This is a genomic window from Brevibacillus sp. NPDC058079 (assembly GCF_042885155.1).
GTDB lineage: Bacteria > Bacillota > Bacilli > Brevibacillales > Brevibacillaceae > Brevibacillus.
The window spans coordinates 1-13,284 of sequence record NZ_JBHVSO010000030.1 but is presented as its reverse complement, the minus strand read 5'-3'; the positions used below and the strand labels follow the sequence as shown (position 1 = coordinate 13,284).

The 13,284-nt window shown below is 49.0% G+C and carries 12 protein-coding genes; 4 read left to right on the top strand and 8 right to left on the bottom strand.

Going from position 1 to position 13,284, the window contains the following annotated elements; all coding sequences use genetic code 11:
* Positions 1 to 104 precede the first annotated feature (104 nt).
* Positions 105 to 1,496, bottom strand: coding sequence for an MFS transporter (locus tag ACFVS2_RS34390; protein ID WP_390241150.1), 1,392 nt, complete (start codon positions 1,494 to 1,496; stop codon positions 105 to 107).
* Positions 1,497 to 1,605: 109 nt separating this feature from the next.
* Positions 1,606 to 2,031, bottom strand: a complete 426-nt coding sequence (locus tag ACFVS2_RS34385) for a MarR family winged helix-turn-helix transcriptional regulator (protein ID WP_173620465.1) — start codon at positions 2,029 to 2,031, stop codon at positions 1,606 to 1,608.
* Positions 2,032 to 2,200: 169 nt separating this feature from the next.
* On the opposite strand from ACFVS2_RS34385, the gene ACFVS2_RS34380 reads away from it, so the two are divergent.
* Positions 2,201 to 2,854: a glycosyltransferase gene (locus tag ACFVS2_RS34380; RefSeq protein ID WP_390241145.1), complete on the top strand. Its 654-nt coding sequence runs from the start codon at positions 2,201 to 2,203 to the stop codon at positions 2,852 to 2,854.
* Between the two features lie 65 nt (positions 2,855 to 2,919).
* Here the strand turns inward: ACFVS2_RS34380 and gcvPB are convergent, their stop codons facing one another.
* Genes gcvPB through ACFVS2_RS34365 form a run of 3 tightly spaced genes read right to left on the bottom strand, consistent with a single transcriptional unit; the run spans position 2,920 to position 6,778 of the window.
* Positions 2,920 to 4,509 carry an aminomethyl-transferring glycine dehydrogenase subunit GcvPB gene (gcvPB, locus tag ACFVS2_RS34375; RefSeq protein WP_390241142.1) on the bottom strand — a complete coding sequence of 530 codons (1,590 nt, stop codon included), beginning with the start codon at positions 4,507 to 4,509 and terminating at the stop codon, positions 2,920 to 2,922.
* A 48-nt stretch (positions 4,510 to 4,557) separates the two neighbouring features.
* Entirely contained in the window at positions 4,558 to 5,943 is a 1,386-nt protein-coding gene (gcvPA, locus tag ACFVS2_RS34370; RefSeq protein ID WP_390241139.1) for an aminomethyl-transferring glycine dehydrogenase subunit GcvPA, read from the bottom strand.
* Between the two features lie 52 nt (positions 5,944 to 5,995).
* Entirely contained in the window at positions 5,996 to 6,778 is a 783-nt protein-coding gene (locus tag ACFVS2_RS34365) for an SDR family NAD(P)-dependent oxidoreductase (protein ID WP_390241136.1), read from the bottom strand.
* Positions 6,779 to 7,042: 264 nt separating this feature from the next.
* On the opposite strand from ACFVS2_RS34365, the gene ACFVS2_RS34360 reads away from it, so the two are divergent.
* From ACFVS2_RS34360 to ACFVS2_RS34350, 3 genes are read left to right on the top strand one after another with little or no spacing between them, the layout of a single operon-like run.
* Entirely contained in the window at positions 7,043 to 8,797 is a 1,755-nt protein-coding gene (locus tag ACFVS2_RS34360) for a sigma-54 interaction domain-containing protein (protein WP_390241133.1), read from the top strand.
* A gap of 59 nt (positions 8,798 to 8,856) precedes the next feature.
* A complete protein-coding gene (locus ACFVS2_RS34355; RefSeq protein ID WP_390241130.1) occupies positions 8,857 to 9,633 on the top strand; it encodes an arylamine N-acetyltransferase family protein in 777 nt (258 codons plus the stop codon).
* A 6-nt stretch (positions 9,634 to 9,639) separates the two neighbouring features.
* Entirely contained in the window at positions 9,640 to 10,806 is a 1,167-nt protein-coding gene (locus ACFVS2_RS34350) for an MFS transporter (RefSeq protein WP_390241127.1), read from the top strand.
* A 46-nt stretch (positions 10,807 to 10,852) separates the two neighbouring features.
* Here ACFVS2_RS34350 and ACFVS2_RS34345 read toward each other — a convergent pair whose 3' ends face one another.
* The 3 genes from ACFVS2_RS34345 to ACFVS2_RS34335 all read right to left on the bottom strand — a co-directional run.
* Positions 10,853 to 12,286, bottom strand: a complete 1,434-nt coding sequence (locus ACFVS2_RS34345) for a M56 family metallopeptidase (protein ID WP_390241124.1) — start codon at positions 12,284 to 12,286, stop codon at positions 10,853 to 10,855.
* A 4-nt stretch (positions 12,287 to 12,290) separates the two neighbouring features.
* Positions 12,291 to 12,665, bottom strand: a complete 375-nt coding sequence (locus tag ACFVS2_RS34340; protein WP_173620474.1) for a BlaI/MecI/CopY family transcriptional regulator — start codon at positions 12,663 to 12,665, stop codon at positions 12,291 to 12,293.
* A gap of 439 nt (positions 12,666 to 13,104) precedes the next feature.
* Positions 13,105 to 13,284, bottom strand: a 180-nt coding sequence (locus tag ACFVS2_RS34335) for a hypothetical protein (protein WP_390241120.1), incomplete at its 5' end; no start/stop codon positions are given.

The window sequence follows — 13,284 nt, the reverse complement described above, 5'->3', positions numbered from 1 at the left end:
CCGGAAACGCTATCTTATTTTTGTCCTTCGGACCTAACTCCACACAAGTCTAATTTTGTCTTGAAACAAAAAGTAGTGTTTATCTACAACCTGAGGACACCTTTTTAAGGTGTCCTTTTTTCTTGAATAGGTACCGAACGTGTTGTCAGTCGGGCAGCAGATGCCAGCCCCAGTATGACGATGAACGTCTGAAGGAGGAGGGAAACGGTAATACCAACAGAAAGTGAAAACTCAAAGGCAGTCATCACAGACACGATGGCTCCTCCTACCCCAATGACAATCGCTGGTGTGAACGTATCGGCGATAGATATTTCAGCAGATACTTTTCCTTCTTCACCAGGTTTTGCAAGAGAAAACGCCATAGCGCCACTTGTCGGGTGAGCCAAACCGATTCCGAAGCCCATAATGATCTGGCTAAAAATCGCGACCACGATACCGAAAAGGTCTTGTTGAATCAATGTCAGGGGTACTGTGCCAGCGACTCCGATGAGCATAATAACGAGGCCTGTGATAATTCGTTTTTTTCGACCGGCTCCTTGGTCTCTTTTGTCCAGCTTTGCTTGTACATTGGCTGCCAGCGACCAACTGATTGCTGCGGAGGCAACAGCTAAACCAGCTTTGTCGGCGGTTAATCCTAAAATCGAAGTGAGTCCAAGGACGAGATACGTTTGTGTGCCGTAATAGGCAGCGACAAAAAGACCCCGAGACGCGATGACAGCAGGTAAGCCTGAGCGTGCGACGAGCGTGCCTTTAGGCATCAGCTTATATAATGGGACACTGAGGGTGAGCAAACCCGCGACGGATAGCAGGAAACCGTAAATGGAGGGAATTTTGCCCATACCAAAAAGTAAGGCACCAGTCCCTAGGGCCAAGAAAAAAGGCAGAAGAAGACTACGATTGTTTGCCGTGCTTGCTTTTGGCGGCTGTAAGCCTCGGAAAGAGGGGGTGGTTAAGAGTGCAGACAGAAAGATAAAGGGAAGGATCAACCAGAAGACATATCTCCACGACATCTGTTCAGAAATAATCCCGGCGATATACGGTCCGAACAGGCCAGGAAGAATATAAGCGCTAGAGAAGACAGCAAGAATCTGAGGGCGAAGGGAATCGGGGTAACGCAAAGTAATCATGGTATACACGCAATTGACCAAGGCACCAGCTCCGAATCCTTGCATGACTCGCCCAAGCAGTAAAGTAAGCATATCTGGCGCGATTGCAGCAACTACAATGCCAACAGCAAAGAGCACGATAGTGACAATGAAAGGCTGGGCAGGCCCTTTCCTGTCGACAAATTGACCTGTGACCACGGTTCCAATCAACTGAGCCAACAAATAAGCACTGAATACCCACCCATAAAGATCCTCACCCTGTAGCTCTCGGGAAAGACCGGGGGCGATTGTCGTGACAGCCAAGCCTTCAAATGCTGTAGCAGTCACCACAAGAATAATACCAATCGTCAACGCTCGGTAATGCGTGCTCCAAATCCCTTCTGTGCTCATCATGTTCACTCCTTTTTTGTATATATTCCGCCTTGGAAGTTGTTATAAAAACTGTTGCTACAACAACTAATTATATACAAAAAATGACATCCTGCAATATGTTTTGTTTTTACAAGTTTTTCACGTTCTCATAAATGATATTGAGTGTTCTTCGAAATTGGTTCACTTCTTCTTCGGTCAATCCTGCAATGGTTTTTTCGTACGCTTCAATGGAGGGGGGAAGGACCTCGTCTTTTAAAAGTCGCCCTTTTTCAGTCAGATAGACATGAAGCGAACGCCGATCCTTTTTATCCGTCACGCGATGAATGAATCCTCGCTCTTCCATGAGAAAGAGCATCCGCGCGATATTCGTTTTATCCTTGTAGGTGCGTTCTGCCAACTCGTTCTGGGTCAAACCTTCTTCTTCCCATAACACGACAAAAATCATCCACTGATCGATGGTGATGTTGTACGGATTGCATACTTTTTGATAATAGTTGTTCAGTTTTAAATCCGTTCGTTTCACGATGACGCCGATATACTCATCTAATTTCATTGCGAAACCTCCTAGGTTAGGCAGTCAAGTCAACTGTTGATAAGACAACTATAAGGATGCTATTGGCAGGTGTCAATTTGCAGGGATGATGTGTTGAACGCATGAAAAAGCCAAATTTGCTCAAAATAACAGCGGGATTCATTACATACCAGAAAAGGAGAAGGAATAAATGACTCCAATACTCAGGAAAGCAACACTGTTGATGATTTGCCTAGCTTTGTTTGGTGTACCGGTGATGGCTGTAGCCAAGGAAGCACAAAGAAACGGCCAGCAACAGGAATGCATAAAGCCGAAAGAAGTTAAGTTGCAGGGGGATATGAGGAAGCTCTGGGTCGACCATATGATATGGACAAGAGGCTATCTGATCAGTGCATTAGCAGGGCTGGAAGATCAAGAAAAGGTATTGGCACGGCTTTTGAAAAACCAGGTGGAAATCGGAAATGCAATCAAACCATATTATGGGGAGGAAGCAGGCAAAAAGCTGGCTGAGCTGTTAACCGAGCATATTGTGATCGCTGGCAAAATCATCGACGCAGCTAAGAAGGGCGATCAGGCAACAGTTGAAAAGCTCAACAAGGAGTGGTTTCGGAATGCAGATGATATCGCCAAGTTTTTAAGCAGTGCGAACCCTAATTGGCCCGAAAAAGATGTAAAAGAGATGATGTATACGCATTTGAAGCTGCTCTCCGATAATCTTCAGGCGAGGTTGAAAAAGGACTGGGATGCAGACATTGCTGCGTTTGATAAAGGCGAGGAGCACATTATCGCAATGGCGGATGTGCTGACGGCGGGAATCATCAAGCAGTTCCCGAACCGGTTCTAAAATAAACTCCCCCAACGAAAAGAACGCCAGCACTTGTCGTATTCCGTGCTGGCGTTTCTTTCTTTTTAACCTTGTGCCGTCTTTTTCAAATAAGCTCTCCATGTGATGCACCATTGATCAGGATCATCGAGCACGGACTCTAGGACACGGTGACCTGTACTATTGTGCGGCGCTGTTTTGACGATCTCCGGATTCTCATAAGCTTCCTGTGAGATATGGGCCAGTGCCGCGACGTATTCGTCGAGCTCTGCCATGGAATAGGACTCCGTCGGTTCCAGCGTAAACGGCTCCGGCACAACGTACGGGTGGTGACTGGTCCAGTAATGGTGGGCAAAGTCGACCATGCGGCGCTGAACATCGTATGTCGTGACGCCCGTGTCTTCTTTTAGCTGCTGCCAGCTATAGCGAACCTGTTCCAGGCGGCGGCCTTGTATATAGGGCGCGCTCGCACCGCGGATTTGCAGGATTTTGTGATAGAGATAGTTGTTGTTGAGGCAAGCGATTTCGGCAACTTCCCTCAAGCCGTCAGCACCAAGTGCGCGGACCCAAGCGTAGGAGCGCAGGACAGCAGGGGGTACGCCGTAAAAGCTGCGGACTTTCCCGATGCTATTTTTCAAATCACGCTTATAGAAGTAACGCTCTCCGTCGAAATCTACGATCGGTCCTGGCAGGAATTGCTCCAGCTCGGCAGTGACACCGATGGCACCTGTTGCAGGTCCACCGCAAGCGTGTGGGACGGAGAAGGTTTTGTGCAGGTTGAAGAAGCACATGTCAAAGCCTGCTTCCAGCGCGCGGGTAATGCCGAGCAAGCCGTTGGCGTTTGCTTGGTCATAGCAGCACAGCCCCCCTGCGGCGTGGACGACGTCTGTGAACTCCTTGATACGGGAGTTGTAAATGCCTGTATCCTCTGGATTCGCTACAGCAAAGGCAGCGGTTCGCTCTGAGACGAGGCCCTTTAGCGCTTCTAGATCAGGGTAGCCGTTTTCGTCGGCAGGTACATAAATGATTTTGAAGCCTTTGACTGCTGCCGTTGCGGCTTGGGACGGGTGGGAAAAATGGGTGGTAATAAACTCGTTGCGCTGCTCCCCTTCGCCGCGAGATTCGTGATATTTGCGCACGATAGAGGCTTGGGTAAACAACGCCTGTGTGCCGCTGCCCGGTTGGAACGAGAATTTGTCCATTCCCGAAATCTCGCGCAGGTACAGATCGAGCTGATACGTCATCTCCAGCATCCCTTGGACAGTGGACTCGTCTTGCAGCGGATGCAGCTCCGCCATTTTCGGTGAGCGCACGAAGCGTTCATTGATTTTCGGGGAGTATTTCATCGTGCAGGTGCCTTGCCCGATCTCTACGTTGAAATCGGACCCCAGAACCTCCTGCGAAATGCGGGAGTAATGACGGATCACGCGGTACTGACTGATCTCGGGAAGATTCGGCCGTTTTTTCCGGCGCAGGCTGTCTGGCAGCGAAGAGATGCCATCGCCAACGGTCTCCACGATTTGTGGCTCGACGGGTGGTACCTCGACGCCACGCTCACCGGGCTGGCTCAGCTCGAAAATGACAGGCTCATCCCACTTTGCTTGGTGGAAGCGGCGTACCTTATGGTCTCTCGGAATCCGTTTCATTTTGTCGATTGTTCCTTCGGATGTTTTCATGGGCGGTTTCCTCCTTTTTTAATACGTGTTCTTTTTGAACTTCCTTGACTACAAAATGCTTTTCATAGCGGCAACGAGTGTATCAATATCCTCCTGGGTATGAACCTCCGTGACGCAGTAGAGTGCACATTGACCCAACTCGGGGTAGTGTTCGGTCAAATCAACTCCGCCGAAAATTCCTTTGGCGAGAAGTGCAGCGTTGATGTCTTTGACCGTTTTGCCTGTTTGCGAGAAGTCGATCACGAACTCCTTGAAGAAAGGAGCGGCGAATTTGGCCTCGACGCCGGGAATGGACGAGAGCTGCTTGGCTGCGTATTGGGAGCGCTGCATGATGCCTTGCCCGACTTCTTCCATGCCCACAGGACCCATTGTCGCCAAGTACACGCCTGCGGTAATGCCCCATAGCGCGGTTTGTGTTCCGACGGACTCCTTGCCTTTTTCACGTTTGGCAAAAGAGGTGCGGTCGTACGCGACGTCTCCGAAGCCGTATTCGCCTTCGACCTCTGTCGGTGCGATTCCGAACAAGCGGGACGGATATTCCATGACGAAGGTCGGATCGTCATGCGTCGCGATAAAGCCGGATTGCCCGCCGCCGTAATGCATGTGTACGCCAAGCGGCTGCAAATCTCCGCACACGATGTCCGCGCCGTAATTCGCCGGAGCTTCCATCACGCCGAGAGAGATGGGATCGATGCCGACTACGCAAATGGCACCGGCTGCATGAGCCAAGTCCGCAATCATCTGTCCGTTTACTTCCACGGAGCCGAGGAAGGTCGGGTTTTCGAAGTAAACCGCTGCTATATCTACACTGAGCTTTGCTTTTAGATCATGCAGGTCAAGTCTGCCTGTTTCGTTCTCAAAATCGATCAAGGTGACAGTAAGATCAGGAGACGTATAGTTTTTGATGATCAAGAGCTTGTCGGGATGGATATTTTTCGAGATCAGGAGCTCTGTGCGTTTGGTGATACGTGCTGCCATGCGCAGAGCAGTAGAAGCAGCCTGTGCCCAGTCAAAGGTCGGAACGTTCACGACATCCATATCGACCAGCTCAGCTACGAGGCTTTGGTACTCGAACAACGCCTGAAAGCGCCCCTTGTCTTCGTAAGGCTCACCAGCATACGCCGTCAAAAACTCCGCGCGGGAGTTGATTTCATCACAGACAGCCGGAACAAAATGGGGCCAGCAGCCTGCGCCGAGGAAGCTGATATTTTCTTTCGTCGTTTTGTTTTTGTTCATCAGCTGGTTGACGTGGCGCTCCAGCTCGTATTCAGTCAAAGCTTTCGGGATGTTCATTTTTTCTTTTAGGCGCAGCTCCCCGGGAATGTCGGCATAGATATCCTCGATGCTGGAAAAGCCGATTTCGGTAAGCATTTTCTCTTTGACTTCAGGTGCAGAATTCGGAATATACGGGTGGGCATAACGCTGTACGCTCATCTCATGGTTCCTCCATCTCTTCGTTGGAATATTCAGTCGGGGTAACGATCAATTAAGCCAAACCGCCGCCGTCGACGACCAGTACGGAACCCGTCACCCAGGATGACAGATCGCTGGCAAAGAACAGGACAGCATTGGCAATATCTTGCGGAGAACCGAGACGCTCCAGCGGGCGTCCTTGGGCGGAGGAGACGAGGAATGCTCCTTCTTCCTTTTCCAGCTGGCGCGCTTCTTCACGCAACAGAGGTGTGTCGGTATCGCCGGGTGACACGCAATTTACACGGATGTTTTCTGGACCGTGGTCAATCGCCATTGCCCGCGTCAGGTTGACGACGCCTGCTTTTGCCGCGCAGTAGGCCGCCGCCTTGTCACCGCCCTTGAGGCCCCAGCCAGAGCCTGTGTTAATAATGCTGCCTCCGCCTGTTTTCGCCATGACAGGAATGACGAACTTGGAGAGGTTGTAAGCACCCTTCAAGGAGACGTCGACGACCAGATCCCAATCGTCCTCTTCCAGCTCGACGACCGTCTTTCTTCTGATCACGCCTGCATTGTTGAATAAAATATCGATGCGACCGTACGCTTCCTCGATCGCTTGCGTTACCTCACGACAATCCTGTTGGGAAACTACATTGCATGTAAAATAACGGGCTGACCCGCCCTCGGCTACGATTTCTTGTGCCGCCTTTTCCCCGAGCTCCTCGTTGATATCAAGCAGCATGACGTTTACTCCGAATTGGGCCAGTCGTTTCGCTGTTGCAAGTCCGATACCGGAAGCAGCACCTGTCACCAAGGCTACCTTTCCTTGCAAATTGAATACCTCGTTCGTGTTTACCATGGTTGATCACTCCCCCTAGTTGAAAAGTTTATATTGCAATCACTGTGCCAAGTGCGGAGTGAATCCCGCCGGGTAACATGTTCCTTGCTGGATCGCAAAAAAAAGTTGATTTTACGAGGTTCCGACTGTGTCTCGTACCGTCATGGCGGTGACAAAAGTGGCAATGAGTTGTCATTATTGGCAAACATCAGTGGTAAAATGTTTGTGAACTATCTAAATATTTCATAAAATAGAGAGCAAGGACAATGAGCAGGGAGGATATCCATGGTTTCGTTGGATCTGTGCAAACCAGCCATCGAAAAGGTCATTACAAGTATTTCAGATATATTGAACGTGGATGCTGCGGTGATTAACGAGCGCGGCCTCTTGGTCGTGAGTACGGAGCGCTACTTGAAACAAAAAGGCGAAAATGTGCATGTGCCCTCGATTGAATTCGTGCTGGCAAAAGGGCAGTATGTGGTAGACAAACCTGGCTCCATGGAAATGTGCAAAGGATGCCGTTTTCTCGACAGCTGCCCCGCCAAAGTCGAGCTGCTCTCTTCTATTAAAGTAGCCAATCATGCAATCGGGGTCGTTTCCCTCACATCCTTTACGAAGGAAGGTCAAAATCGCCTATCCAAGCATACAGAGAGATACCAGCAAATCCTGACAGAAGTCAGCGAGATGATTACGGCGATTGTACAGTCCCATGCGACGAGACAGATCGAATCGTCTGATGACTCTATGCGGCTGTTGGAGGGAGCGCTCGATACCGTTGCCGATGCGTATTTCACATTTGACCGAAGTGGCAATGTCATTCACACGAACGCCAGTGCACGTAGACTGCTGTCCCAGCATGAGCTGCTGCCAGCGGAGGTTTCACGGATGCTGCTGCCGTCATTATCCGGGATGGCCGCACATTCTTTGCCGATCGCCAATTGTCTCGTTGACAAGCTGGATGCTCCGACCGAGGCCACGCCGATCATCGTCAACAATCAGCTCATTGGCGGCGTGCTTCGCGTGCAGAGGGGATCGCTATCCGTTCCGCGTTTGATGGATCATCAAGGGAGCCGGTCGTCTGGCAAAGCGGATAGCCTTGCTCAAATCGTAGGAAACAGCTCAGCCATCAAGCAGGTCAAAGAAATGGCGATGAAAATCGGTAACAGCAGCTCCACGGTACTGATTACTGGCGAAACAGGAACAGGCAAAGGACATCTGGCAAAAGCGATTCACGAGGCAAGCACGCGCGCTTACTACCCGTTTGTCGCCATCAATTGTGCCAGCATTCCGGAAAATTTGTTCGAAAGCGAATTGTTCGGTTACGAGGACGGTGCGTTTACTGGAGCCAAAAAGGGAGGAAAGCCAGGACGGTTCGAAATGGCAGAGGGAGGTACGCTTTTTCTGGATGAAATCGGCGATATGCCGCTCTCGTTGCAAGTAAAGCTGCTGCGCGTCTTGCAGGAAAAGGTCGTGGAACGCATCGGCGGCACACGGTCGTTTCCCATCAATGTACGAATCATCGCGGCGACGAACCAGAATCTGGAGGAGCTCGTGGAGAAAAAAGCGTTTCGTGCCGACTTGTACTATCGGTTGAACGTCATTCCAATGCACGTCCCGTCTCTCGCAGAGCGCAAGGAAGACATTGAGCTCTTGGCTGTTTCATTTATGGAGAAGTACGGAGAGCAAGCAGGACGCACCTTCTTCGGAATAGCACGAGAGGCGATCAACCTGCTCACGCACTATCACTGGCCGGGCAATGTGCGGGAGCTGGAAAACGCCATCGAGTACGCCATGAACATGGAGCAAGACACGGTTCTGACTGCGGACAGCTTGCCTCCGCGCCTTCGCGCTCGTCCTCCAGTGGCTCTATTACATTCAGGTCCAGCTATCAAAGCGAGGGTCGCCGATGCACAAGCAGACGCCATTCGCGCTTCGCTGCAAAAGCACGGTAGTGATTTGAAAGGAAAGCAGCGGGTAGCAGAAGAACTCGGGATTGGGCTACGCACCTTGTATCGGAAGCTAAAGCTGCTCGGTATTTAAGGAATTCAGGCAGGAGCTTGGTGTAAACTTGTGGGAGAAACGATGTGGGGGGAAGAAGCATGAGTGAACTGAATGCCTTATTTCGGAAAAGAATCGGCATGCCAGAAAATGAAACGATTACGTTCGATACATTGGATCGCCTCCTTGATCTGACAGCATTGGCGATTCCTTTTGAAAACCTGTGCATTGTGGAAGAGCGAACGAGCGTAATCTCCAGACAGTCCGTTATGGAGAAGATACTGCTCAGAAACGAAGGCGGTCTTTGTTACGAGCTCAATCTGATGCTGTATTTCTTCTTGCTAGAAAATGGCTTTGATGCCCATCTGATTCGCGGAGTTGTTTACAGGCATGACGTTGGCGAGTATTACACGATTGGTCGAACACATGCCACGATTTTACTTACACATGAGGGACAAACGTATTTGCTCGATACGGGGTTTGGTTCGAATCTGCCGTTGAAGCCTGTTCCGTTAACCGGAGAGACCGTCTCTTCACGTAATGGTGAGTTTCGGATCAAGAAAGAGCAGACGGAGTATGGCGATTATGTACTCGAAATGAAGCTGCGGCACAAGGATACGGACTGGCGGATCGGTTATACGTTTGATTCGCAGAAGCTGGTGACGGATGAAACGGAATTAAACGAGATTCAGACGATTATCGCTGACCATGAACAGTCACCCTTCAACAAAAGCCCTTTGCTTACGCAGCTTACAGAGAGAGGCAATGTTACGTTGACGAATTCGTCCTTTACGCAATGGGTGGATGGAATTGTTACCAAAGAGGAAATCGACAAAGCGAGATTCAAAGAGCTGGCGAAACAGCACTTTGGGTTGTAACAAAGCATGAATAACGTATGGCTGCTTAGCTTTGTCAGTTTTTTCACAGACATGGGTACATACATGGTTACCCCGTTAATTCCGATCTTTCTTGCCTCCTCGGGTCCTATGATTATTGGCATCATCGATGGGGTTTCCGAGGCTCTGACCAGCTTGCTCAAGTTCGTTTCAGGTTATGTTTCCGATCGTTCCAAGAAAAGAAAATCGTTAGCCATACTGGGATATGGACTATCCGGGATCGGCAGGATATTCCTCGTAATAGCCAGTTCGTGGGTAGGTGTTTTTGTCTGGAAGCTGATCGATCGTACTGGTAAGGGAATACGAACGGCTCCGCGCGATGCGATCATATCGGAAGCAGGAGGAAAACGAAAGCAAGGACGCTCATTTGGCTTGCATCAAATGATGGATATGCTCGGGGCGGCGATTGGAATCGGCATCGCATATCTCCTATTAACGATGGATGGAAATAAAGATTTCCAGAGTGTTTTCTTGTATTCAATGATTCCGGTCGGCATTGGCTTCTGCCTGCTCTTTGCCGTCAAGGAGAAGCGGGAAAATACGAAGGTGATTTCGCGTGAACCGAAAGCAAAACCGAGCTGGAAGAAGTTAAATCGTGACACCAAGCAATTGCTTCTGATCATTATGCTGTTTACTGTTGCCAATTCGTCCAATTCATTTTTATTGCTGCGAGCAACTGATCTCGGGATTTCTGCTACGAGTGTATTGTTGCTGTATTTAGTCCTTCATTTGGTTGCTTCGATGTTTTCATACACATCAGGTGCCATTTCCGATCGATTCGGACACAAAGTCATTCTAACCGTGGGCTATATCTTATATGGATTCGTATATATTGGATTCGGAATGGTGAGTTCGATAACAGGCTTATGGTTGCTATTCATTCTGTATGGTTTTTATATCGCGTTGACGAAGGGAATAGAAAAGTCATTGGTTGCGTCCTCCGCACCGAAAGATTTGAAAGCAACATCACTGGGCATGTACTCGATGGTTACAGGAATTGGTTTGTTGCCCGCATCCCTTCTTACCGGTTGGATATGGCAAGAGTTTGGTGCGGCGACCTCTTTTTATTTGAACGGTTGTATTGCCTTGGTGACTGCACTTATCCTGTACAAGGTGCTTTCAGGTAACAAACAAGATTTGTCTACGAATCAATAAGCGTAACAAGTTAGGCCACAGATATTTTTTCTGTGGCCTTTCGTCTTTATTCTTTAGCTTCTATCTCTACCAACAGCTTCATCGGATCAACGGGTATACCATTTTCGAGAACCTGGAAAGCAAGCTGCGGTCCCGTGCTGCGTCCCGTACTTCCCAACAGACCAATGAGCTGGCCTTGGGTCACAGTAGTGCCAGCGGTGACTTCTAGCTTTTCTAAATGAGAGTAAACGGTTTGATACCCGTCTTCATGCTCCAGAATGACCTGATTGCCTTTCCCTGTTTTTGCATCGTACTCAGCCTTGAGTACCTTACCGGCCGCGGCTGCATGAACTGGCGTATTCAAGTCGTTTAAGATTCTCAAGCCTATTGTTTGATCTATAGGGCTTTTGATTGTTCCTTCTGCGGGGATGACGAAGCTCTGCTCGTTCCCCAGCACTTTTTTTGCATCGGTCAAAGTAAAGACGCCTAAAGCCAAGACGACCACGATACCAGATAGGGTCCACGTATAAGCCCGTTTTTGAAAGTGACGAATCATCTCTATTCTCCTTTTCACCTGTTTTTTGGAGCTGGAGAACCCGGCTGTGAAGCGAATCTGTTTGGGACAGGCATACAGCTCGAGCATTTTAATCATGGTGTATCCGTAGCGAGGTACCTCTGTCTCCTGCAAATAAGTCAAAGCCAAAGCATCACAAGCCATTTCCTGATCCTGACGCATACGGGAAGCAGCGTACCATAACAGCGGGTTGAACCAGTTGAGGATCAGAAGCACGCTCATGATACTGTTCACAGGAATATCTCGTCTTTTCCAATGCGCCAGCTCATGCAAAAAGATGTGGCGCAGCTCATGCTCGTTGAGCTTGTCCAAAAGATTTTCCGGCAGCCAGATTTGCGGTTGCCAGATTCCCATCAAGGCAGGGCTTGTCATCTGATGACTCATGCGCAGGGGAATGGATTTGGTGATACCCATCTGTTTTTGGCATTGGGAAAAGATGCGCAAAATGGCTTCATCCTGTACGAACTCATCGTTTTTTAGCTGAGAGAGCAATCGGTATGTACTGAGAGTCATGGTGATAGCGAAAATGGCGACACCGCTGATCCAGATGAGGGAAAGCAGGCTGATCCAGGAAAAGCTCGCTTCGTTTGTTAGAGAGGCATCTGGTTGGAGGGCAAATTCATGCGGATGCAAAACCTCAGTAGCGAGAACAATCGGTTCTGTAGGCGGGTGCGCTTCCTGCATGGATGTCCAGGACGAAGTAGGCAGCCAGTTATACAAACTGATCGTGCTGTCTATCGACCAAGGAACCGCGAGCTTCCAGAGAAGCAGGAACCATACAGCGTGGTGCCAGCGGATGGGGAAAAGCTTTTTGCCGAGCTGCTGGCAGAGCAAGATCAGGATCACTAGAAGACTGGCCTCGATGGAGTTATACAGTGTCCAAGTAAATGCTTGATTGAGGGTGAGTGTGAGCCATTGCCAATCCACCAGCTTATTTCTCCTTTTCGGAAAGGATTTTTTTCAGCTCGTCAATCTCTTGAGAGGAGAGCTTTTCCTCTTTTAAAAAGTGAACCAGCATGGGCTTTAAGGCCCCACCGTACACGCGCTGCAAAAAGGATTGGCGCTCTTGGCGCTTGCATTCTTCCTCAGTGAGCACAGGAGAGTAATAGTAGACTCGATTGACCTGCTCATAGGTGAGAATGCCCTTTTGCAAGAGGCGGCTTAGCAAGGTTTTGATTGTGTTGTCTTTCCACGTCTTGTTGTGTCGTAGGGCGTGGATGACATCGGCTGCTGTTGCGGGTGACTTTGCCCAGATGACCTTCATAATCTCCCACTCGGCATCCGAGATTCGCGGTTGTTCGTCCAAGTAAGACACCTCCTTTGACTACATTTGTAGTCGTTGATTCTGTTTTAAAGATTACACTTGTAGTCAGTGGGTGTCAACTATCACTTTTGTAAATCCGTTCCACGTGGCCATCGTTGGAAGATGACAAGCGAATTGGTACTCTGAAGAAAAATTAGTTAAAGACTGTGATAAATACGAATGAGGACGGTATGTGCTTTATAAACTCAATCGAGCTCTTGGAACAAGACAAGATTAATGAGAAATCTCTTGAAGAAATATTCGACACTAATGAATTTGAGCTAGAATGTCCAAATTCGGGCGTTTTTCGTCGTTTTCAGCGATTAGCGTTCGAGGGAGATGACGATCGGAACGTTATTTCCAATTATTTCATTTGATTAGGTGAACAGCTCGTGTTATATTGGTGATCCGCCTTTGAAAAAGGGCGAAACAAAATTGGAACTTATGATGCAATCCAATTATTACTACTTGACTCAAAACAATCATACATGGTATATTGTGAGTCCGGCACTTTTGAAGTGCTAGTGAAAATGCTCTTTGAAAACTGAACAGCGAAAGCGTTAATGAGTCTATCATTAAATGATTTGCCAGCTTTGAACCAGTAACAAACTTTATTGGAGAG

Coding starts and splice junctions, on each gene's coding strand:
- ACFVS2_RS34390 (WP_390241150.1), bottom strand. CDS start 1,496: ATGAGCACAGAAGGGATTTGGAGCACGCATTACCGAGCGTTGACGATT.
- ACFVS2_RS34385 (WP_173620465.1), bottom strand. CDS start 2,031: ATGAAATTAGATGAGTATATCGGCGTCATCGTGAAACGAACGGATTTA.
- ACFVS2_RS34380 (WP_390241145.1), top strand. CDS start 2,201: ATGACTCCAATACTCAGGAAAGCAACACTGTTGATGATTTGCCTAGCT.
- gcvPB (WP_390241142.1), bottom strand. CDS start 4,509: ATGAAAACATCCGAAGGAACAATCGACAAAATGAAACGGATTCCGAGA.
- gcvPA (WP_390241139.1), bottom strand. CDS start 5,943: ATGAGCGTACAGCGTTATGCCCACCCGTATATTCCGAATTCTGCACCT.
- ACFVS2_RS34365 (WP_390241136.1), bottom strand. CDS start 6,778: ATGGTAAACACGAACGAGGTATTCAATTTGCAAGGAAAGGTAGCCTTG.
- ACFVS2_RS34360 (WP_390241133.1), top strand. CDS start 7,043: ATGGTTTCGTTGGATCTGTGCAAACCAGCCATCGAAAAGGTCATTACA.
- ACFVS2_RS34355 (WP_390241130.1), top strand. CDS start 8,857: ATGAGTGAACTGAATGCCTTATTTCGGAAAAGAATCGGCATGCCAGAA.
- ACFVS2_RS34350 (WP_390241127.1), top strand. CDS start 9,640: ATGAATAACGTATGGCTGCTTAGCTTTGTCAGTTTTTTCACAGACATG.